The organism is Variovorax sp. 10N432, assembly GCF_056394465.1.
Window position 1 is genome coordinate 1 of the sequence record NZ_JBFTHX010000044.1, and the last position, 21,085, is coordinate 21,085.

16 protein-coding genes are annotated in these 21,085 nt (G+C 62.7%); 6 read left to right on the forward strand and 10 right to left on the reverse strand.

Annotation, left to right across the window (positions count from 1 at the left end):
- The 6 genes from AC1DF3_RS31280 to AC1DF3_RS31305 form a co-directional block, all read right to left on the reverse strand.
- The coding region (locus tag AC1DF3_RS31280) for an ATP-grasp domain-containing protein (RefSeq protein WP_478142005.1) at window positions 1-149 on the reverse strand (149 nt) is incomplete at its 3' end.
- 199 nt (window positions 150-348) lie between these two features.
- Window positions 349-1,533 carry an acetyl-CoA C-acyltransferase gene (locus AC1DF3_RS31285; protein WP_478141970.1) on the reverse strand — a complete coding sequence of 395 codons (1,185 nt, stop codon included), beginning with the start codon at window positions 1,531-1,533 and terminating at the stop codon, window positions 349-351.
- 27 nt (window positions 1,534-1,560) lie between these two features.
- Window positions 1,561-3,717 (reverse strand): 3-hydroxyacyl-CoA dehydrogenase NAD-binding domain-containing protein, encoded by a 2,157-nt coding sequence (locus AC1DF3_RS31290; protein ID WP_478141971.1) that lies wholly within the window; start codon window positions 3,715-3,717, stop codon window positions 1,561-1,563.
- Window positions 3,718-4,235: 518 nt separating this feature from the next.
- Window positions 4,236-5,177: an SDR family NAD(P)-dependent oxidoreductase gene (locus tag AC1DF3_RS31295; RefSeq protein ID WP_478141972.1), complete on the reverse strand. Its 942-nt coding sequence runs from the start codon at window positions 5,175-5,177 to the stop codon at window positions 4,236-4,238.
- 18 nt (window positions 5,178-5,195) lie between these two features.
- Entirely contained in the window at window positions 5,196-6,173 is a 978-nt protein-coding gene (locus tag AC1DF3_RS31300) for a tripartite tricarboxylate transporter substrate binding protein (protein ID WP_478141973.1), read from the reverse strand.
- 50 nt (window positions 6,174-6,223) lie between these two features.
- Window positions 6,224-7,375, reverse strand: a complete 1,152-nt coding sequence (locus tag AC1DF3_RS31305; RefSeq protein ID WP_478141974.1) for an iron-containing alcohol dehydrogenase — start codon at window positions 7,373-7,375, stop codon at window positions 6,224-6,226.
- Window positions 7,376-7,603: 228 nt separating this feature from the next.
- Between AC1DF3_RS31305 and AC1DF3_RS31310 the strand changes: the two genes are divergently transcribed.
- Window positions 7,604-9,469, forward strand: a complete 1,866-nt coding sequence (locus AC1DF3_RS31310; protein WP_478141975.1) for an AMP-binding protein — start codon at window positions 7,604-7,606, stop codon at window positions 9,467-9,469.
- On the opposite strand, the gene AC1DF3_RS31315 is transcribed toward AC1DF3_RS31310, so the two are convergent.
- Both AC1DF3_RS31315 and AC1DF3_RS31320 read right to left on the reverse strand, forming a co-directional pair.
- Window positions 9,466-10,722, reverse strand: a complete 1,257-nt coding sequence (locus AC1DF3_RS31315; protein ID WP_478141976.1) for a CaiB/BaiF CoA transferase family protein — start codon at window positions 10,720-10,722, stop codon at window positions 9,466-9,468. The genes AC1DF3_RS31310 and AC1DF3_RS31315 overlap by 4 nt on opposite strands.
- Entirely contained in the window at window positions 10,719-12,512 is a 1,794-nt protein-coding gene (locus AC1DF3_RS31320) for an acyl-CoA dehydrogenase C-terminal domain-containing protein (RefSeq protein ID WP_478141977.1), read from the reverse strand. The genes AC1DF3_RS31315 and AC1DF3_RS31320 overlap by 4 nt, the downstream gene beginning before the upstream one ends.
- 106 nt (window positions 12,513-12,618) lie before the next feature.
- Between AC1DF3_RS31320 and AC1DF3_RS31325 the strand changes: the two genes are divergently transcribed.
- On the forward strand, window positions 12,619-13,365 hold the full coding sequence (locus AC1DF3_RS31325) for a TetR/AcrR family transcriptional regulator (RefSeq protein WP_478141978.1): 747 nt from the start codon (window positions 12,619-12,621) through the stop codon (window positions 13,363-13,365).
- Between the two features lie 77 nt (window positions 13,366-13,442).
- On the opposite strand, the gene AC1DF3_RS31330 is transcribed toward AC1DF3_RS31325, so the two are convergent.
- Together AC1DF3_RS31330 and AC1DF3_RS31335 are read right to left on the reverse strand one after the other, a co-directional pair.
- Window positions 13,443-14,651, reverse strand: coding sequence for an iron-containing alcohol dehydrogenase (locus tag AC1DF3_RS31330; RefSeq protein WP_478141979.1), 1,209 nt, complete (start codon window positions 14,649-14,651; stop codon window positions 13,443-13,445).
- A gap of 18 nt (window positions 14,652-14,669) precedes the next feature.
- Complete coding sequence (locus AC1DF3_RS31335) at window positions 14,670-15,578, reverse strand: SDR family oxidoreductase (RefSeq protein ID WP_478141980.1); 909 nt, start codon at window positions 15,576-15,578, stop codon at window positions 14,670-14,672.
- Between the two features lie 470 nt (window positions 15,579-16,048).
- On the opposite strand from AC1DF3_RS31335, the gene AC1DF3_RS31340 reads away from it, so the two are divergent.
- The 4 genes from AC1DF3_RS31340 (at window position 16,049) to AC1DF3_RS31355 (ending at window position 21,017) form a co-directional block, all read left to right on the forward strand.
- The gene (locus tag AC1DF3_RS31340) at window positions 16,049-17,176 is read left to right on the forward strand and encodes a Re/Si-specific NAD(P)(+) transhydrogenase subunit alpha (protein WP_478141981.1); all 1,128 of its coding nucleotides are present in this window, start codon (window positions 16,049-16,051) and stop codon (window positions 17,174-17,176) included.
- 14 nt (window positions 17,177-17,190) lie between these two features.
- Entirely contained in the window at window positions 17,191-17,517 is a 327-nt protein-coding gene (locus AC1DF3_RS31345) for an NAD(P) transhydrogenase subunit alpha part 2 (protein ID WP_478141982.1), read from the forward strand.
- A 1-nt stretch (window position 17,518) separates the two neighbouring features.
- Complete coding sequence (locus tag AC1DF3_RS31350; protein WP_478141983.1) at window positions 17,519-18,943, forward strand: NAD(P)(+) transhydrogenase (Re/Si-specific) subunit beta; 1,425 nt, start codon at window positions 17,519-17,521, stop codon at window positions 18,941-18,943.
- Between the two features lie 502 nt (window positions 18,944-19,445).
- The gene (locus tag AC1DF3_RS31355) at window positions 19,446-21,017 is read left to right on the forward strand and encodes an amidase family protein (RefSeq protein WP_478141984.1); all 1,572 of its coding nucleotides are present in this window, start codon (window positions 19,446-19,448) and stop codon (window positions 21,015-21,017) included.
- Window positions 21,018-21,085: the final 68 nt, after the last annotated feature.

Below are 21,085 nucleotides of genomic sequence, written 5' to 3' on the forward strand. Positions count from 1 at the left end.
TGGATCTGGGCCTTGACGACCCAGACCGGGCCGCCGAGCTTCTGGGCGGCCTCGACCGCCTCCTGAACTGTGTACGCCGGGATGCCGCGGGGTACGGGCACGCCGAACTTGGCAAGAATTTCCTTGCCTTGGTACTCGTGAATCTTCATTTGTTCTCCAAAATTTGAAGGGGTCGCCGTCGGGAGTCGATCTTCACCACTGGAACGTGGCGCAGCGACTCTCAATGGCTTCCTGCTGCTGGATCCCGCTTTGCAGCATGTCGATCATCTGCCACATGGACGCACGAGCTTCTGTTAGACCCTTCGAAGCCGCCCCCACTCGGCCGTTGATAATCCGGGTGAACTCGCTTCAGAAAATTTCAAATAGCCCGGCCGCACCCATGCCGCCGGCGATGCACATGGTGACCACCGCATACTTGACGCCTCGGCGCTTGCCTTCGATCAGCGCGTGACCAACCAGGCGCGCGCCTGTCATGCCGAACGGGTGGCCGATCGAGATAGAGCCACCGTCCACGTTCAGAATTTCGTCGGGGATGCCCAGGCGATCACGGCAGTAAATCGCCTGCGAGGCGAAGGCCTCGTTGAGTTCCCACAGACCGATGTCCTTGATCTTGAGGCCATGGCGGGCCAGCAGCTTGGGCACGGCGAAAACCGGACCGATGCCCATCTCGTCGGGCTCGCAGCCGGCGGTGGCAAAACCTCGGAAGGCACCCAACGGCGTGATGCCGGCGCGAGCGGCCTCGCCCGCTTCCATCAGGACGCAGGCAGAGGCGCCGTCGGAGAGCTGTGAAGAGTTGCCGGCGGTGACATACTCTTCGCCGCCGCGGACCGGCGTTAGTTTTGCAAGGCCTTCAAGGGTGGTCGTAGGACGATTGCAGCTGTCCATCGAGATGGTGACCTGCTCGCGAACCACCACGCCAGTGTCCTTGTCGGTGACCGCCATGGTGGCTGTGCAAGGAACGATCTCGGCGACGTAACGCCCTTCGGCTTGGGCGGCGGCAGTGCGCTGCTGGCTCTGCAGCGAGAAGCGATCCTGCGCGTCGCGGCTAATGTTGTAGCGGCGCGCGACGTTATCGCCGGTCTCGATCATGGACATATAGAGCTCCGGCTTGCGCTCATTGATCCAAGGATCGATACCGCTTTCGCCGTCTTCCCGAGTGCGGATGCGTGAGATGCTCTCCACCCCGCCGGCGATCATGGCTGGAACGCCCTCCGCAACGATGCGGCCGGCGGCGATGGCGATCGCGTTCAGTCCGGAGGCACAGAAGCGGCTGATGGTCGATCCCGTCATGCTGATGGGCAGACCGGCGCGGATCACGGTCTGGCGGCCGATATTGCGGCCGGTTGTGCCTTCGGGGTAGCCGTTCCCAAGCACCAGATCCTCGATCAGGGCGGGGTCTATGCCAGCGCGGTCCACCGCAGCGCGCACCGCGAAGGCGGCCAATTCAGGGCCGCTGGTGATATTGAAGGCTCCACGGTGCGACTTGGCCAAGGGCGTACGCGCGGTGGAAACGATGACGGCTTCACGGGTCATAGTCGATCTCTTTCAGGTATAAAGTTTTTACTGCGGTTTCCGGGGGACGGCGGGCTCTGTCGCGCGGTTCAATCCCTCGAAGCCGGTGCCCTGCACCAGCTTCACGAGCAGGGGGGAGGGGTTCCAGAAGAAGTCGTCCTCCCGAGCGAACTCGCGGACATCGGCCAGCACACGGTCCAGGCCCACCATGTCGGCATATTTCATCGGGCCACCGCGGTGGCGGGGAAAGCCGTAGCCGTACAGGAACACGACGTCGATGTCGAGCGGGCGCAGGGCGACTTTCTCTTCCAGGATGCGGCAGCCCTCGTTGACCATCGCGGCGATGATTCGGCGCACGATTTCCTCATCTGTGAAGCTGCGCGGTGTTGCGCCAGCCTTGGCACGCTCCTGGGCAATGATTGCCTCCACGTCGGCATCGGGAATACCGATGCGCGAGCCGTCGGGGTACCGATACCAGCCGCGCCCCGTCTTTTGTCCGAACCAACCCCTCTCACACAACTGGTCGGCGATGTGGACGTAGCGCTGACGCGGATCCCGCGTGGGAGCTTTTCGCTTGCGTGTGGCCCAGCCAATATCGCCTCCTGACAAGTCGGAGACCTGGAGCGGACCCATGGGATAGCCGAAGTCGCGCATTGCCTTGTCGATCTGGTAGGGCGATGCGCCATCCTCGACCATGTAGTCGATCGCCAGACGATAGGCCGCCAAGATGCGATTGCCAATAAACCCGTCGCACACCCCGGCGCGCACCGGGACCTTCTTCAGCTTCTTAGCGAGTTCGAAGGCGGTAGCGACCACGTCTGCGCTGACTTTGGCGGGCACCACGATTTCCAGCAGCTTCATGATGTTGGCCGGTGAAAAAAAGTGCAGGCCGAGCACATCCTGCGGGCGCGAGACGCTGGTGGCAATTTCGTCGATGTCGAGGTAGGAGGTGTTGGTGGCCAGCACGCAGCCAGGTTTGCAGACGCGGTCGAGCTCGGCAAAGACCTGCTTCTTCACGCCCATGTCCTCGAACACCGCCTCGATGACCATGTCCACCTGGGCGAAGGCCTCGTACGAGGTGGAGCCGTTGAAGCGGGCCATGACCTCGCCCTTGCCGACGGCGTCCATGCGGCCCTTGGCGATCAAACCGTCATAGACCTTTTCCACATAGCCGCGGCCGCGCGCCAGCGATGCCTCGTCGCGTTCAACCATGGTGATCGGCAGGCCGGCGTCGAGCACCGCCACCGCGATGCCCGCGCCCATGGTGCCACCGCCGACAATACCAACCGAGGCCACCGACCGTGGCTGGGCGCAGCGCGCCTCGGGCACTTTGGCTGCTTCGCGCTCGGCGAAGAAGGCGTGGACCAGGCCGGCTCGCTGCGGGCTGTCCAGCGCGGCCAGAAAGGCGGCACGCTCGAACGCCATGCCTTCGTCGAAGGACTTGTCGAGCGCGGCCTCGACTGCGTCAATGATCTTGAAGGGCGAGAACAGCCCGCGCGACTTCTTCTGTGCGTCTCCCCGGGCGGAAGCGATCGCTGCTCGGTTGGCCGGGTCGTCTTCCAGTCCGATGATGGCCTCGCGAGTGCGGCGCACCGGTGCGCGGGCGGCCACCAGTTCCTGCGCGTAGGCCATGCCTGCGGCGGAGATGTCCCGATTCGGCACCACGCGGTCCACCAGGCCCATGGCCAGCGCCTCCTGGGCATTTACATGCCGGCCTGACAGAGCCAGTTCCAGCGTGGCCTTTGCGCCCGCCAAGCGCGGCGTGCGCTGGGTGCCGCCGGCGCCGGGCAACAGGCCTAGCGTGACCTCAGGCAGCCCAAGCTTGGCGCCTTCGGTGGCGATGCGATAGTGCGCGGACAGGGCCACTTCCAGCCCACCGCCCAAGGCGGCCCCGTGGATGGCCGCAATGACGGGTTTAGCCGATGCTTCGATCACATCGCATACCGACGGCAGCGTGGGAGGGACCGGCGGTTTGCCGAACTCACGGATATCGGCGCCGGCGATAAAATTGTTGCCCTCCCCGACAATCAGTATCGCACCGCACTCGTCATCGGCCTGCGCTGCCATGACGGCGTCCGCCAGACCGCGACGCACCGCGGAGGACAATGCGTTTACCGGCGGGTTGGATATGGTAACGACGGCTACTGAGGCCTGTACCCGATAAGCAACGGCAGACGTGGATTCAGGGTTGGCAAGAACGGACATGCGGGAGCTTTTGGTTTCGAAAACAGTGGATGTGGGAGGCTGGCCGTCATTGCAGTGGGCGGCGGCTAGCTTTCCCTTGCGAAGGGTTTGGGGGGAGTCGACCAGTCCGTGCTTAAACGTAGCGAAAAGATGGTGGGGCGCGGGGGCTAGACGGCTTTGAGGGTCGTCTCCAGAACGTGCTCCGTAGTCATCGGAGGATGGGGCGGACGTGCTCCAGGCAGGCTGGCAACGGTGCTGGCTATGGCGGGCGAAGCGGGCGGAAAGCCCACTGCGCCGGTCGACACGATCGCCACTTCAAGCGGCGGCATGTCTGCCATTCGCGACATCGGATAGTGGTGATAGTTGGATTGGGCCAGTAAGTGCCGTTTCATCGCGCAGGACCCAAAAGCAGCGGGGTGTCGTCTGAGACAGACGAACGTACATCTTTCCCGTTCGCGTAGATCGCACCATGAATGAATCTCTGTGACAGGACACGCCAGGCAACGCTGGCCGGATCCGCTAACCTTGGGTCGAATTGCTTAGGCGGGTGTGGTCGTCGGACGCGGCGTGAATGCGCTGGCATGCCGCTTGACGAAGCTACGCATACTCTCGGCGGGCGACCCGATGAGTGTCCGGAAATCGTCGGTTATGCGGTCGTAGCGCATCTGGGCGTTCAATTCGGCCATGGCGGCTACGTGGTTCAGCAGGTGCTCTGGAAGGCCGGCTTCACTGAGCTTCTGTTTCCAAGCAGTCACTGGAACGTCAAGGTAGCGGATAGTCCTGCCGAGAGCGGCAGAGAACTCGCCCGCGTAGAAGTCCAGGTCCTCGGACTGCGGGCCAGTGAGGTTGTAAATCTTTCCGATATGCGGCGCTGGGTTCGCCAGAACGACCGCTACCACCCGCGCTACGTCCACAGCAGAAATTGGGGACGTCTTGCCCTTGCCCATGGGCAAGACAAGTTCGTCATTGCGACGAACGGCAGCTGCAGCGAAGCGGAGGAAGAAGCCCTCCAGGAACACCGTCGGCCGGATGGTCACCACCGGCAGGCCAGACCACTCGAGCGCCTGCTCGGCCAGCCAGTGCAGCTTGTGTTGTGGACTGGGAGTGCTTTGGGTGATGCTCATTTGCGTCACCGTCATCTGCGACATGTTGACGAAGGCCTCCACGCCATGATGCTTTGCCACCGCAGCCGTGTTTACAGTGGCCTCGAGGTATCCGGGTGAGACCGACATGCCGAAGTAGAGCCGACCGCAGCCCGCAATGGCACGGTGCATGGACTCGAGGTCGGTCAGGTCGCCCTGAACTACCTCCGCACCCATCTGTCGCAGCGCTTCGGCTCGTTCATCTTCGCGGCGCACCATAGCGCGAACCTTGTGTCCCTGCTGGAGCAAGGCTGCAGTGACATTCCGGCCAATGCCGCCGACGTCGCCAGCGGCGCCGGTCACCAGTATCGGCTTGTCATGAGGAGCGGGATTGTCCATCCATTCACCTCTTCTCAGCTACTGCTGCTTGAGCTTATAGCGGGTCACCGCGGCCCGCTCGACGGGAATGCGCGAGATCGCGTAGTCATGGAAGGCCTTGGAATCAATGTCCCAATCCTCCTGGCCGATGGTCTGCAGGTTCTTTTGGAATGCGACGTCGGGGATGGCCTTGTGGAAGGCGGCGTACAACGTGCGTACCACCGCTGGGTCCATGCCCGCCGGGCCGATGATGCCCCAGGGTGTGGATTCCACAATGTCGTGGCCCAGGTCCTTGAGCGTGGGAACCTCAGGCCAACGCTTCAGCCGCCGGTCGCCGTACAGGGCCAGGATGCGGAATTTGCCAGCGTCGACAAAATTGGCCCAGCCCGACGTCTCAGATATGGCATTTACCTGCCCGCCCAAAAGCGCGTTAAAAACCTCCGCAGAGCTCTTGTAGGGAATGTTGGTCCACTCGATACCGAGCTTGTCCGCCACCCGCAGCATCGCCGTGTGTTGCGCCGTGCCGAAACCGGCAGTGCCGTAGGAGATCTTGCCGGGGTTGCGCTTGGCGTCCTGAAAGAATTCCTCAGCCGTCTTCCAGGGCGCGTCGGCGCGCACCACCAAGCCATTTTCCAGCTTGCTCACGCCGATGATGTAGGTGAAGTCCTTGGCCGGGTCGTACCGCGTTGGCTGCATAAAGGGCTGGCGGATCAGCGCGACGGTGGTGGCGAAGGAAAGGGTGTAGCCGTCCGGCTGCGCATTCACGAGGACGGATGGGCCCAGAGTGCCAGCTGCCCCAGCGCGGTTCTCAACAATCATAGGCTGACCGATCTCGCGTGCCGCCGCGGCGACGAGGAGACGCAGTTGCACGTCCACCGTGCCCCCAGGGCCGAATGGGCAGATGACGGTAATCGGCTTGCTTGGGAAGGCGCGCGTTTGCGCCCGCAAAGACGTGCCTAGGAGTGCTGCTGATGCCAGCACGGTGCGGCGGGTCAGGTTGCCGACTGTGTGATTCATAGTGTGGTCTCTGTGAGGGAGAAGAGGAAAGGCAAGGGACCCAGGGCGACTCAGTGCCGGGCCGCCAAAGCCAGGATCTGCTTGACTTCTTCGGGCGTGCCTGCCTTGCGGGGATTGCTGTAGATGAAGAACTCTTTCATCGTGTGCTTCGCAATGAGGTCGTACTGGTCCGGCCCCACGCCAACGGAAGCCAGCCCCGTCTTGAGCCCGATCGATGCCACGAACTCGCGGAAAGCGTCCGCTGCTGACAAGTCCGGGCGTCCCAGCGCACCCGCGAGAAGACGCTGAGCCTCCTCGCTCGAGGGCCGGTTGTATTCAAGGATGCCGGGCATCATTGCCGGGGTGCACAGGTAGTGCGGCACGCCACAGGTGCCGCCCAGCACGTGCCCAATGGCGTGGCTGGCACCCATGGGAACCCGGGATTGGAGACCGTATGAGCAAAGCCAGGACGCGATCTGGCAATCGCGACGTGCATCAACGTCCTGCGGGTTGGCGCGACTGCGTGGCAGCGCGTCAACCATGCGGCGGATTCCATCGAGGACTACCGCGTCAACGAAGGGATTCCCGGCCGGGCTGCACAGCGCCTCAATCGCGTGGTCCATCGCCCGGGTAGCAGATCCTACCCATAGGGTATCCGGGCAATGCAGCGTGAGCGCTGGATCCAGCACGATGGCGAGTGGGGACATCAATGGGTGGAAGAACGTTTGCTTGATGCTCCGCACCGTGTCTGTGACCAGGCAAGCGGCGTTATATTCGCCGCCGTTCAGCGTGCTTGGGACAGCAATGATGCGAACTGTCGGGCCGCGGAATTCCGCCCGTACGGGCCGCCCGTCCGGGCCGGGCTTGGTTTCGAAAGCGTCAAGGCCAGTCAACTGTGCATCGATGAACTGATGCTCCATGCACAGCGAAATGATCTTCGCCGCATCAACGACAGACCCGCCGCCGACTGCGACAAGCAGATCCGCTTCTGCCGCCAGTGCCGACCGCGTCGCTTCCGCGACCACGTTTCGGGACGTGTGTTGAGGCACACCGCTGAACGTCCCTGCATACCGGTCGCCAAGTGCATTACGCAGTTTGGAGATCTCGTCGGTCTTCGTGTCGAGTGTGTGACTGACGACCAGAAAGACGCGCTTGCGGTTCAGCCGTGTCGCTTCGCTGGCCACCGCCTTGGCCATGGGTTTGCCGAAGACGACGCGGTCCATCGCGGAGAAGAGGTGCGTACCCGAAAAGTGCATGAGAAATGTCCCCCGAAATGATTTGCGATGGAAAGAAGCCCGCAGCATAGAGCAGCTAACCTAACGGTGTCAAGTTCATGTTTGCAGTAACGATGAGACGCTGTCTAGGTTTCAAATGTGGGATGCCTGACTGGGCTTGCCCGCCGAGAAAAAACGGCCTAACATAACGGCGTTAAGTTCTAAACGGAGATGGATATGGGTCAGGCGCTTGCAAGATTTGAGGAGCCGTTGGTTGAGATTGAGCACCGCGAGGGCGGGGTTGTGGTGCTGCGATCTACGCGGGGTCTGGCCAATCACCCGCGTACTATCGTGGATTGGTTGGCGCACTGGGCAGCGGAAAGGCCCGAGCAGACGGTGCTGGCGGAACGCGATGCCGCTGGAGCGTGGCGGCGCATATCCTATTCCGATGCCTTCGCCAAGGTCCGATCACTGGCTACCGCGCTGATAGCGGCCGGGGCCGGGCCCGAGCGCCCACTGGCGATCTTGTCGGAGAATTCGATCGAACAGGCGTTGATGACCTGGGCGGCTCACTGGGCCGGCGTTCCCGTCGCGCCAGTTTCCCCGGCGTACTCGCTTGCGGCTGGCGCACTGGAGCGATTCCGAGCCGTGGTGGAACTCGTGCAGCCATGGATTGTCTTCGCACAGGATGGGGCGCGCTTCGCGCGGGGACTGGAGATGTCTCACGTTCCGTCCGAGCGCCACATCATCGTGTCAAACGCTTCGGAGAGTGCATGCGTCTTCGACGAGTTGGCTCTCACGCCTGCTGCCCCCGAGATCGATGTGCAACACCATGCGCGCGACACCAATACGACGGCCAAGTACATGTTCACATCGGGTTCCACCGGTATCCCGAAGGCGGTGGTAACGACGCACGCGCAACTGGTTGCTGCGCAGGAGATGACAGCCCAGATCGTGCTCGAGCGCCCAAGCAAGACCATGGTGCAGGTGGATTGGCTGCCCTGGCACCACGTGATGGGGGGCAACGTCGTACTCGGTCGACTGCTCAGATTCGGCGGGACGCTGTACATTGACGACGGCCGGCCGCTGCCAGGGCGCTTTGAACGCACGTTGAGGAACCTGCGGGAAGTCGCCCCCACGTACTATTTCAATGTGCCCGCCGGCTACGGCATGCTCGTGGCAGAGATGGAGCGCGATCCTGCCTTCGCCAAGCATGTCCTTGGGGAAATGGAGTTTGCGTATTTTTCTGGGGCGGCGATGCCTGCCTCGATGTATGAGCGGTTTCAACAGGTGGCGCTCGATGCTGTGGGCCGGCGTATCGTGATAGGGACGGCCTACGCCGCCACGGAAACGACGGCTGCCGTACTCATCCGGACCTGGGAGAGCGAAAACCCTTCCTGCATTGGCGTCCCGCTGCCCGGTTGTGAAGTCAAGCTGATACCGGACCCGGGAATGCCCGGGCGATATGAAATGAGGTCGCGGGGACCACATATCTCCGGCAAGTACTTGAAGGCACCCGGGGCTTCGGCAGCAGCTCGTGATGAGGAAGGGTACTATCGCCTCGGCGATGCGGCGCGCTTTGTGGACCCGGAACGCCCCAACGCTGGATTGCTTTTTGGTGGCCGCTTCGCGGAGGACTTCAAGTTGGGCAGTGGCACGTGGGTACGAACCGCCGACCTTCGCTCCAAGCTTCTTGCGGCGAGCGCGTCATTGCTGCGCGAAGCAGTCATTGTTGGTGAGGGGCGTGAGGAGGTCACTGCTTTGGCCTGGCTGGACATCGAGGCAAGCCGCCTCGCGGCTGGCTTGGATGCTGCATTGGACGAGGCGGCCGTGGCCAGTCACCCTGCCGTGCGAGTGTTGCTTGAGAATGCGCTTGACCGACTAAACGACGGAAAGGCGGCAAGTTCCTTGAGGGTCGAACGCATGATGCTACAGACTGAGCCGCTGTCGTTGGACAGCTACGAGCTCACGGACAAGGGCAGCGTCAACCAGCGTGCAGTGATGCAGCATCGCTCCGCCGAGATCGAGAAGCTGTATCTCCCGACGCCTCCGGCAGAGGTGCTGGCGGCGACCCCGGCCAGCATACGCAAGGCGTCCGACTAGTCAGCAGCCATTGCGCCGTCGACGATTGCGCCATCGCGCGCCATCGCGTCGATTTCAATTTCGGCGTATCCGAGGCGGCGTAGTACATTGCGGGTGTGTTCACCCAGGCCTGGTGTAGGCGACAACGCAGGTGCGGGCTGGTCGTTCCAAAGTGTGGGCGACCCGAGGGCTAGCATCGGCCCCTCCGTCGGGTGCACGGTCTCGGTCAACATGCCGCTGGCGCGCAACTGCGGATCGGCCAGCAGTTCGTCCATGGTCTGCGGCACCTGGTTGGGAATGTCAATGGTGTCCAGCAGTGCCTGCCATTCGGCGGTGCTACGTGTCGGCAATACGCTGGCCACGAAACCGTAGACCTCGTGGATGTTGAGCGACCGGTTGCGCTGGGTGCAGAAGCGCGGGTCGGCCATCAATTCCGACCGCCCGATGGCTTTGAAGAAGGCGCGCCAGTGCTTGTCGTTGTAGACCAGCACGCACAGATAGCCGTCAGCAGTGCGGTAGGGTCGTCGGTGGCTGGACAACAGCCGGTCGTATCCAGCGGGGCCTATCGGCGGCTCGAAGCTGGCCCCGGCCATGTGGTCGGCTAGGACGAAGTGGGCAAGGCTCTCGAACATGGGCACCTCAACTTGCTGGCCCCGCCCGGTGCGTTCGCGCGCGAACAGTGCACCGGTTACGGCGTACACCACATGCAAGCCAGTGACGCGATCCACCAGCGACAGCGGCACGAAGCCGGGCTCGCCGCCGCTGTAGCGTTGTACTAGACCCGGAATGCCCACTGCGCCCTGGATTAGGTCATCGTAGGCCGGCTTGTCGGCGTGCGGGCCGCGCGAGCCGAAGCCGCATGCGGTGATCTGCACCAGGCGCGGATTGGCCGCGGCCAGGGCCTCCGGCCCCAGACCAAGGCGGCGCATCGCCGCAGGCCGCACGTTGCAAAGGAAAACATCCGCGTCTTGCACCAGACGTAGGAGAGCTTCACGCGCTTCAGCGCGCTTAAGATTGAGCACGACGCTCTGCTTGCCACGGTTGCCGTGCAGGAAAACATGGCCCATGTCGTCGTGTATGGCACTGCCTGCAACCCGTACATTGTCGCCTTCCGGCGCCTCCACCTTAATGATTTCGGCACCCATGCCGGCCAAAGTAAGGGTAGCCAGTGGTCCCAATACGATGGAAGTCAGATCGATGATTCGGATGCCAGCGAGCGGCAAGCCGGCATTGGCGGATGGAGCAGGGTTCTGCGAGTTGTCGGCAGTCGTCATAGTTCGTCCTCGGTATGCGCCATCAGGTTGTCGGCATCGGCCTGCACCGTGGCCAGAAGCGCCGCGGTCTGCGGCAGCAGGCGCTCGGCGAAAAAACGTGCCGTCTTCAGCTTGCCGGCGTAGAAAGCCGGCGATTCGTTGCCTGCGCCAGCTGCGGCAGCCACTGCCATGTGCAGCCACGCGGCACCCAGTGCCACCAAGCCGAACAGGCGCAAATAGTCGCTGGCGGCCGCGGCCGCGGCAACCGCATCGCCGCCCGGCGCGCATCGCGAGCGCATAAGCCCAGTGGCCTGCTGCAGGTGGCTGAGCGCGGTGCCCAGTGCGGCGGCCACGCTTTGCAGGACGGGTGTCGGCTGGTGTTGCGCCACCAGGGCCTCAATGTCGGCCAGCCAGGCGTTGGCAACGGCGCCATCCTCCAGTCCGAGCTTGCGGTGCACCAGGTCGAGCGCCTGGATGGCGTTGGTGCCTTCGTACAGCGGCACGATCTGCGCATCGCGCAGCAGCTGCTCCATGCCGTTTTCGTGGATGTAGCCGTGCCCGCCGAAGATGGTGATGCCCAGCCGCGTCACTTCCACCGCGCAATCGCTCAGGAAGCTCTTGAGCACCGGCGTGAGAAGAGCCAGCCGGTCGTCGGCTTGGCGGCGTCGGGCCGCGTCGGGGTGGCGGCTGCGCTCGTCGAGACCAATGGCGGCGTCTGCGTAAAGGGCACGGGCGCCCTCGGTCAGCGCTTTCATCGTGAGCAGGATACGGCGCACATCGGGATGGCGCACGATGGTGTCCTGCCCCTCATCGGTGGAGGCCGGGGCGCGCCCCTGGCGGCGATCGAGTGCGTAGGCGCGCGCATTCTGCAGCGCAAGTTCCGCCACCCCCACGCTCTGGACCGACACACCAATGCGCGAGGAGTTCATCATGGTGAACATGGCGCGCAGCCCGCCGTGCGGCTCGCCCACCAGCCAGCCCACGGAATCCTCGAAGGCCAGCGCGGCGGTTGCGGACCCGCGGATGCCCATCTTGTGTTCCACCGCGGTGCAGATCACGCCGTTGTCGCTATCCGTCGGCAGGAGGCTGCCGTCGTCGCGCGGCAGTTTCTTGGGCACCACGAACAGGCTGATGCCGCGGATGCCAGCTGGCGCATCGGGAATGCGCGCTAGCACCAGATGCAGAATGTTCTCAGTCAAATCGTGGTCGCCGCCGGAGATGAATATCTTGTTGCCGGTGATTCGGTAGCTGCCGTCGCCGGCCGGCACGGCTCGGACTCGCAAGCGCGACAGGTCGGAGCCGCTCTCGGCCTCGGTCAGGCACATGGTGCCGGTCCAGCGGCCCTCAATCAGCGGTGCCAGCAGCTTGTTACGCAGTTCCTCGCTGCCGTGGGCGAGCAGGGCGCGGTACGCGCCCTGCGACAGGCCAGAGTACATGCCGAAAGCCATGGAGCCGGCGGCCACCACCTCGCGCACAAGTGTCGCCACGGTGGCCGGCAGCCCCTGGCCGCCGTGGGCCGGGTCGCCGCCCAGCGACGGCCAGCCGGCATCGCAGTAGCCGGCATAGGCCTCGCGGTAGCCGCGCGGCGTGCGTACGGTCCGGCCTTGGCGGGTGCAGCCTTCCATGTCGCCCGCCAGGTTGAGGGGCAGCAGCTTGTCGCGCGCGAACTCACCTGCGCTGTCGAGGATTGGCAGAACCAGATCCAAGGTGGCATCACTGTAGCCCGGCAAGTCAGCGACACGGGCTTCGTAGCCGAGCACTTCGTGCAATAGGAAGCGAAATTCCGGTAGCGGTGCTTCGTAGGAGGGCATGCGGTCTCTTTCATGTGCGACGCTTCGTCGGCCGTGATATTAACAGTGGTAATACTATTGTCAATGAAGCGCGGGGAACCAGCGTTGCCACTGTTAAGATAAAGTCATGGCCAGAACGGATCACAGCCCCGCCAACGCGAAGCCTGCAGCTGCAGCGTCAAACCCAACGTCAGCCGCTCGCAAGCGGGCCCCGTGTGAGACAGCTGCGACTTCGGCCGCGGCCTCTGAGTGTGAAGCCGCTCCGCGTCGCTACCACCACGGCAACCTGCGTGAGGAATTGGTGCGCTGCGGCAAGGAGCAACTGCGCGTCGTAGGGTTGGCCGACCTAAGCCTGCGCCGCATCGCGGCCGAGGTGGGGGTGTCGCAGGTCGCGCCCAAGCACCATTTCGGCAACAAGGAAGGGTTGTTGGCCGCCATCGCCGCCAGCGGTTTTCGCGACCTCACCGAGTTCCGCTTCGCGCGGTTGCGACCCGGAATGTCGCCGGAGCAGCGGCTGCGCACCCTGTTGTCGGCCTATGTGGCGTTCGCCACCAAACATCCCACATTGTTCCATCTCATGTTCGCGCCGCAGTTCCGCGAACCTGAAACGCATGCCGAGCTGAACGAGGCGGCTAGCCAGTCTTACCAGGTGGTGGCGCGCGCGGCGGCGGACTACCTCGCTGCGCGCGTGCCGCCTGGGCACATTCTTTCTGCTAACGAAATCGGCCGCCTGACCTGGACGTGCATGCATGGCGTGGCGACGCTGATCATCGAGAACCGCATCAATCCGCTGGGATCACCCAAGGTCAGCCGCGAGCAGCTCACCGCCTGCACGTTGGACCTTGTGTTTGCGGGCTTGAACCGGTGCCCATGAGAGGCGCCGGCAATGACTAGCCAGTATCCGCAAATAGTATCCGCCGGCGCTTTACGCGCCATTCTGTTCAGGGGCGGCTAACACGCCAACTCAAGAATCTTGATGACATCGGCCTTACCCTGGATACTCATGGCGGAGCCATGGATGAAGATCTCGCGCATTGCGATGTCTGCGATGGTCTGGAACTGGGATGCATCGACGCCTACTGCACCCAGATTCCCCGGAAGTTTCAGTTCCTGGACCAGCTGAGCGAAAGCCTTGTGCGCTGGCAGTTCCGGATGTCCAAGTGCGACCGCGAGGCGTTGCTGCTTGGCCGACGTGGCCGGCTCGCTCCAGCGCAAGATGGCTGACATCAGGACCGGGGTGCAAAAGTAATGCGGCACGTTGCATGTGCCTCCCAGCACGTGCCCGATGGCATGGCTTGGGCCCATCATCAGTCGCCCACCGCCGCCATGACTGGACAGGCCGAAGGAGCACAGCCAAGACGCAAGCTGGCAGTCAGCGCGGCGCGCCAGATCCGATGGCGCCTCACGCCAGCGGCGTAGCGCTTCGACCATGCGGCCGATGCCATCGAGTACCACGGCGTCTGCTAGTGGCGTGGCATTTACAGACAACAGCGCCTCAATGGCGTGGTCCATGGCGCGGGTCGCCGAGCCCAGCCACAGCGCCTCAGGCGTGTGTACGGTGAGAGCCGGAGACAGGACGATTGCGCGCGGCATAAGCAGCGGATGGTAGAAGGTTTGCTTATGGTGGTGACGTTCGTCCGTCACTAGGCAACCGCCATTGAATTCACCACCGTTAAGGGTGCTTGGAACCGCGATCATGCGCACGCTCGGTCCCGGATAGACGGGGCGCACTAGGGCGCCCTTTTCGTCACGTTTCACTTCCAGTGGGTCTAGTCCCTGCAGGTGGTCGTCGGTCATGCCGCGCTCCATACAGAGGAGAGTCATCTTCGCTGCGTCGATAACCGAGCCGCCGCCTACCGCCACGATCAAGTCGGCCCTCGCGGCCAGTGCAGCGCGGGTGGCCTTCGAAATGGCAGTGCGGGTCGTGTGTTGCGGCACACCATCGAGAGTTTCGGCGTGGCGCGGTCCCAGGGCTGCCTCGATGCGACGGATCTCATCCGTCTGTCGATTCAGGGAGGTGCTGACCATCAGCAAGACTCGCTGGCAGTCCCAACGTTGAGCTTCCGCCCGTACGGCTTCAGCCGCGTCCTGGTTGAAGAGAACCCGGTCGATGGGCGCAAAGTTGTGCACACCGGGTGCAGGGCTGGCGATAGATTGCATGGCTTCTCCTCGGATGGTTTAAGCGGCGCGAGCCACTTGCTTGTCCTTCTGGTCCTGCGTACGGATGGTTTCGCGGATGCGGGCCCAGTCCTCGTCTTCGTAGCTGCGGTAGGCGTAAAAGTTGCCGCCAGTGGCCAATGCGTTGCCACCGTCAATAGTGATGATCTGGCCGGTCATCCAGTCAACGCCGTCGGCCATCAGAAAGGTGGCCAAATTCTGCAACTCGCTCATACGGCCGACGCGTTTCATAGGGTTGAGTTCCTCTCGGCCGATGGTCTTCTGTCCGGGAGACAGCCGAGCGTTCATGCCTTCGGTGGGGAACTCTCCCGGCGCCACGGCATTGAGCCGCACGCCATAGCGGCCCCATTCTGCAGCCAGGGACTTCGTCATGTTGGCGATGGCCGACTTGGCCATCGCTGAGGGCACAACGAAGGGCCCGCCGTTGAACACCCAGGTGACCAAGATGGACATCACACTTCGCATGGGCGGCGCTTCGCCGCGGACGATTGCAGCGCGGGCGTCGGTGACCCAGCGCTTGCCTACGCTGTGGGTCACGTAGAAGGTGCCATGCATGACGATATTGGCGACCGCATCGAACCCGCGGTGCGACAGATCCTCCGTGCGGCTTATGAAGTTGCCAGCAGCATTGTTGAGCAGCCCGTCCAGCGGACCGCCATCCTCCCAGATGGAGGCGATATACCGGTCCACAGCCTCGGCGTCGCGGATGTCAAGCGCGGCAGCCTTCACCTGCACACCATGGGCCGCGGCGATTTCGCGGGCGGTAGTTTCGACTACGTCGCGACGGCGACCGCACAGGTAGAGGTCGGCGCCGAGTTCGGCGAAGCGGGTCGCCATCTCGCGGCCCAGGCCGGTGCCGCCGCCGGTGATGAGGATACGTTTTCCCTTCAAGAGGTCGTTGCTGAACATGAGTTGTTCCCTTCGTTTCAAATTGCGAATACGCGTTGATGAGAACCCAAGCTAGTAGGAATGAAGGGCAGAGCAATCTCACTGCACGGCAACCTCGGTAAGCATGAGCAGAGCGTGCAGCGCTCCAGCCCTTTCCAGTGGTCATGAGGATGCGCCTGCGCGATTTCGAGGAATTATCCTTTCATAAACATAACAGTGTCAAGATATGTGGACGTGGGGGTTTACGGACATGCCATAGCGAGCGAACCTCCGTGCGAAACCGCGTAGTCCTAGACGCTGAACGCGACTAGGAAGTCGCGGCAAGGAGAGCGTTTGCAGCGGCACCTCGCCCGTAGCGGTGCTCAAAACCACCTGCGACAGTTGCAAAGCCAATATTAACAGTGTAAGGTTATGACTGTTCACCACGACAGTTTTCGTCAACCCAGTATGAAGCCCCCCATCCAATCCATCACCGCCGGGAGGAGACTCCCATGCAAATAGCTGTTCCCTTGGAGACCGTATCGGGAGAGACTCGCGTGTCAGCGACGCCGGAGACGGCCAAGAAACTGATTGCGCAAGGTCACGTCGTACGAGTGCAGTCCGGTGCCGGCCTGGCCGCCAGCGTTCCCGATGCAGCATATGCCGCGGTGGGCTGCGAGATTGTCGACGTCGCCGTCGCGTACGGCAGTGAGATCGTGCTCAAGGTCCGCCCACCCACCGAGCCCGAGTTGTCCCTCATGCGGCCCGGCGCTGCCTTGGTGGGCATGCTCGACCCCTTCGACCGGTCGGGCCTAGACCGCTTGGCGGCCGCAGGCCTAACTGCCTTCGCCTTGGAGGCTGCCCCGCGAACCACCCGCGCCCAGAGCATGGATGTGTTGAGTTCGCAGGGCAATATCGCGGGCTACAAGGCAGTCATGGTCGCGGCGGACAAGTACCAGCGCTTCTTTCCCATGCTCATGACGGCAGCCGGCACGGTAAAGGCTGCGCGCGTGGTCATCCTCGGCGTAGGCGTGGCCGGGCTACAGGCCATCGCCACTGCCAAACGGCTGGGCGCGGTCATCGAAGCATCGGACGTGCGCCCCAGTGTCAAGGAGCAGGTTGAATCCCTAGGCGCCAAGTTCATCGACGTTCCCTACGAAAACGACGAAGAACGAGAGGCCGCCCAGGGCACAGGGGGGTATGCGCGCCCCATGCCCCCCAACTGGCTCGACCGCCAGAGGATAGAAGTCGCCAAACGCATCGCCCAGGCCGACATCGTCATCAGCACCGCCTTGATCCCCGGCCGCCCCGCGCCAACCCTGATTACGGTCGAGATGGTCCGGTCAATGAAGCCCGGATCGGTCATCGTTGATATAGCGGCGGGCCGTGGCCCCGACGGTGGCGGCAACTGCCCCCTGACCGAAACCGACCGTACCGTCGTCAAACACGACGTCACCCTCGTGGGCGAGACCAATCTGCCTGCGCTGGTGGCGGCCGATGCCTCCTCGCTCTACGCGCGCAACGTGCTTGACTTCCTCAAGCTCGTGCTGCCCAAAGAGGGTGGACTCAAGATCGACCTCGAAGACGACATCGTCGCCGCCTGCTTGGTCGCCCAGGGCGGTGAAGTCAAGCGCAAATAACAGGAACCACGGACATGGAAACCTCCCACACCCTCATCAACCTGACCATCTTCGTGCTGGCCATCTACGTCGGCTATCACGTCGTCTGGACCGTCACCCCGGCGCTGCACACGCCGCTGATGGCCGTGACCAACGCCATTTCCGCGATCGTCATCGTCGGCGCGATGCTGGCCGCGGCTCTCACCGAATCTACGCTCGGCAAGGCCATGGGCGTGCTCGCCGTGGCGCTGGCGGCGGTGAACGTCTTCGGCGGCTTCCTAGTCACCCGGCGCATGCTGGAGATGTTCAAGAAGAAGGACAAGAAGCCGGCCGGTAGCGTGGGCAAGGCGGAGGGCCACTGACATGTCGATGAACTTCGTCACGCTGCTGTACCTCGTTGCCAGTGCTTGCTTCATCCAGGCGCTTAAAGGCCTCTCCCATCCGACCACCTCGATCCGGGGCAACATCTTTGGCATGGTCGGCATGGCGATCGCCGTGCTGACCACCACTACGCTGATCTACAAGTTAGCCAACGGCAACCCGGCAGGCCTCGCCTACGTGCTAGTCGCACTGGTGATAGGCGGCGGCCTGGGCGCATACATGGCTAGCAAGGTCGAGATGACCAAGATGCCCGAACTCGTGGCTTTCATGCACAGCATGATCGGCCTGGCCGCGGTCTTCATCGCCGTGGCGGCGGTTGCTGAGCCCCGTGCTTTTGGCATCGCTGCGGTGGGCGACCCTATCCCGGTCGGCAACCGCTTGGAGCTGTTTCTGGGCGCGGCCATCGGTGCCATCACTTTCAGCGGCTCTGTCATCGCCTTTGGCAAGCTCTCGGGCAAATACAAGTTCCGTCTGTTCCAGGGTGCTCCCGTCCAGTTTCGGTACCAGCACCTGCTCAACCTGGTGCTGGGTCTCGCCACCGTCGGCTTGGGCTTGGCCTTCATGGCTACCGGCAGTTGGAGCGCCTTCGTTTCCATGCTGGCCTTGGCCTTCGTCATCGGGGTATTGATCATCATTCCCATCGGCGGGGCGGACATGCCGGTAGTGGTGTCCATGCTCAACAGCTACTCTGGCTGGGCGGCCGCCGGCATTGGGTTCAGCTTGAACAACAGCATGCTGATCATTGCCGGATCGCTGGTCGGGAGCTCTGGAGCCATCCTGAGCTACATCATGTGCAAGGCTATGAACCGGTCCTTCTTCAACGTGATCCTGGGCGGGTTTGGTGGGGAGACGACCACGGCGGCCAGCGGCGCCAAGGAGCAGCGCCCGGTCAAGAGCGGCAGCGCCGACGACGCGGCCTTCGTCCTGGGCAATGCCGAAACCGTGGTGATCGTCCCGGGTTACGGGCTGGCCGTCGCGCGCGCCCAGCATGCCGTGAAGGAACTGGCCCAGAAGCTGACGGAGAAGGGCATCACCGTGAAATACGCGATCCACCCGGTGGCCGGCCGCATGCCGGGGCACATGAACGTGTTGCTCGCGGAAGCCGAGGTGCCGTATGACCAAGTGTTCGAGATGGAGGACATCAACGGAGAGTTCGGGCAGGCGGACGTGGCCATGATCCTGGGGGCCAACGACGTTGTGAACCCTGCGGCGCATATCAAGGGCAGCCCGATCTATGGTATGCCTATCTTGGAGGCCTACAAGGCCAAAACCATCATCGTGAACAAGCGATCCATGGCAGCCGGCTACGCCGGCTTGGACAACGAGCTCTTCTATATGGACAGGACCATGATGGTCTTCGGTGATGCCAAGAAGGTCGTGGAGGACATGGTCAAGGCTGTGGAGTAGAGGACGAGGAGTCCCTTCCACGGTGCAATGGTGGTGAACCTGTGGGCTGCGAAAGGCGTCGCGTTTCGCGTGTCCGGTCTTCGCCGTGCTGTAAAGGCTACATAACAACGTTAAGGGTGGTTGAGCTAGAAGTTACAGAATCACTCATAGGGAAGATCACTAACGGCTCTCGCCTTGAAATCTCAGAGATTTCATGTCACTATAACGCTGTTAAGTTAATGGCGGTCCTCGGTCGATCATTCTTCAGACGACTACCGCGGAGTTGGTGCTGCACGAACTGGAAAGTCTTGGCGCATGTTGGTGTCAGTTTGGCTGCTATACCGGACCACGCTGCGTTATGAACTGCCGTAGATCAAGCCGTCGCGTCTTATCCCCGCAGCGACTCGAGAGGCCCCCCGGTCGTGAGGGCCGTCAAATAGATCCCAGGTCACAGAAAGTGTCCTGTCGATAGAGCGTCGGCCTTTCTTGGTCGGCATCCCAGTGAAAAGTAGTGAGGATTTCTATGAGCCACAAGTTGAAGCAAGCTTCGATCAACCCCGACGGGCCACCAGTTGAGACCGACTTTGTGAACCGCCGTCAACTGCTCAAGGGCGCGGCCGCTACGGCGTTTTTGGGTTCCGGTATTTCTTTGGGCCAGGCAGCGCAGGGTGGCGCCAGCTCGGAACTGCACGAGCTCAGCTTGGTCGCAGCCGCACGCTTGATCCGAGAAGGGGCGATCAGTTCGGAGGCCTATGCTGGAGCGCTGCTTGGCCGCGCACGTGCCAATGCCGGACTGAACGCGTTCATTACGATTGACGAGGCCGCAGTCCTCGCGGCAGCGCGCGCAGCGGACAAGGATCGGGCAGCTGGTAAGACGGGGCCGCTGCTTGGCGTCCCGATTGGTGTCAAGGACAGTTACCTGACCCGCGACTTGCCGACGACGATCGGGACGAAAGTGCTCGATGGCTTCAGGCCGGGGCGCGATGCGGTTGCCGTGACCTTGTTGAAGGACTCTGGCGGAATTGTGTTCGGAAAGAACAATCTCGCAGAGATGTCTTACAACCTGACGGGATACAACCAACACCACGGGCAGGTAAAAAATCCTTACAACCAAGCGCACATCACTGGCGGCTCCTCGAGTGGCGCTGGCGCATCTGTGGCCGCGCGCATTGTGCCCGCGGCAATGGGCGGCGATACGGTTGGCTCGATCCGGGTTCCAGCGTCGCTGTGCGGTGTCGTCGGATTCAAGCCCACGCCTGGACGTTGGCCGGCGGAGGGAACCGCACCAATCTCCGGCACGCTTGATGCAATCGGACTACTGGCTCGCGCCGTTGAAGACTGCATTTTGGTCGATGGAATCGTCACCAAGACAAGCACCGCTGTATCTAAGGAACAACGCGGCCTTAAGGGGGTTAAGCTGGCTTACGCGCCGAGACAGTACCTGGATTCCGTGGATCAGGATGTCGAACGCCTGTTCCGAGAGCGACTGCGCCAGATCAAGGATGCCGGCGCTGAGATCGTTGAGGTGGATCTCGGTAGCGACTTCAGGCCGCTGGTCGAGAGTTCCACATGGCCTGTTTTCTTTCACGAGACAATGCCCGAGATCCGGGACTTCCTCGCGAAGAACGATGTACCGGTCACTTTTGAGCAGATCTATGCTCAGATCAACCCCGTTTTGAAGGCGCGCTGGGGGCGCTTCGTGGTGACCGGTGCTCCAGACTTCACTTCTGACGCCACCTACAGCGCAGTCATGGAGCGAAATCGCCCCGAATTGCAGCGCCGCTACAACACGCTCGCGTTCGCTCGCGCGGATGCCTTGATCTTCCCGACCACCGGCTGCACGGCGCCGGCAATCGAGAACCAATGGAAGTTCAAGGTCGCGGGCAATGAAGTCATCGATACCTTCTTGGCGAAGAACACCCACCCAGGCAACATCGTTGGGTTGCCAGGAATCAGCCTGCCAATGGGCATCCTGGGCAACGGGCTTCCAATCGGTCTGGAGCTGGATGCTAGAGCTGGAAATGACAAGAAGTTGCTCGAGATCGCACTTCGCTTGGAGCGGCTCATCGGAACCGTTGCTCCACCGGCGGCCTGAACTAGACCTCTGCCCCCCGACATATGGCTTTGCGATAGCGACCGGGCGGCGGCTGAGTATGAGCGTGG

What these genes read in the sequence shown, in the direction of transcription:
- AC1DF3_RS31285 (WP_478141970.1), bottom strand. Translation starts at nt 1,533, where the DNA reads ATGACCCGTGAAGCCGTCATCGTTTCCACCGCGCGTACGCCCTTGGCC.
- AC1DF3_RS31290 (WP_478141971.1), bottom strand. Translation starts at nt 3,717, where the DNA reads ATGTCCGTTCTTGCCAACCCTGAATCCACGTCTGCCGTTGCTTATCGG.
- AC1DF3_RS31295 (WP_478141972.1), bottom strand. Translation starts at nt 5,177, where the DNA reads ATGGACAATCCCGCTCCTCATGACAAGCCGATACTGGTGACCGGCGCC.
- AC1DF3_RS31300 (WP_478141973.1), bottom strand. Translation starts at nt 6,173, where the DNA reads ATGAATCACACAGTCGGCAACCTGACCCGCCGCACCGTGCTGGCATCA.
- AC1DF3_RS31305 (WP_478141974.1), bottom strand. Translation starts at nt 7,375, where the DNA reads ATGGACCGCGTCGTCTTCGGCAAACCCATGGCCAAGGCGGTGGCCAGC.
- AC1DF3_RS31310 (WP_478141975.1), top strand. Translation starts at nt 7,604, where the DNA reads ATGGGTCAGGCGCTTGCAAGATTTGAGGAGCCGTTGGTTGAGATTGAG.
- AC1DF3_RS31315 (WP_478141976.1), bottom strand. Translation starts at nt 10,722, where the DNA reads ATGACGACTGCCGACAACTCGCAGAACCCTGCTCCATCCGCCAATGCC.
- AC1DF3_RS31320 (WP_478141977.1), bottom strand. Translation starts at nt 12,512, where the DNA reads ATGCCCTCCTACGAAGCACCGCTACCGGAATTTCGCTTCCTATTGCAC.
- AC1DF3_RS31325 (WP_478141978.1), top strand. Translation starts at nt 12,619, where the DNA reads ATGGCCAGAACGGATCACAGCCCCGCCAACGCGAAGCCTGCAGCTGCA.
- AC1DF3_RS31330 (WP_478141979.1), bottom strand. Translation starts at nt 14,651, where the DNA reads ATGCAATCTATCGCCAGCCCTGCACCCGGTGTGCACAACTTTGCGCCC.
- AC1DF3_RS31335 (WP_478141980.1), bottom strand. Translation starts at nt 15,578, where the DNA reads ATGTTCAGCAACGACCTCTTGAAGGGAAAACGTATCCTCATCACCGGC.
- AC1DF3_RS31340 (WP_478141981.1), top strand. Translation starts at nt 16,049, where the DNA reads ATGCAAATAGCTGTTCCCTTGGAGACCGTATCGGGAGAGACTCGCGTG.
- AC1DF3_RS31345 (WP_478141982.1), top strand. Translation starts at nt 17,191, where the DNA reads ATGGAAACCTCCCACACCCTCATCAACCTGACCATCTTCGTGCTGGCC.
- AC1DF3_RS31350 (WP_478141983.1), top strand. Translation starts at nt 17,519, where the DNA reads ATGTCGATGAACTTCGTCACGCTGCTGTACCTCGTTGCCAGTGCTTGC.
- AC1DF3_RS31355 (WP_478141984.1), top strand. Translation starts at nt 19,446, where the DNA reads ATGAGCCACAAGTTGAAGCAAGCTTCGATCAACCCCGACGGGCCACCA.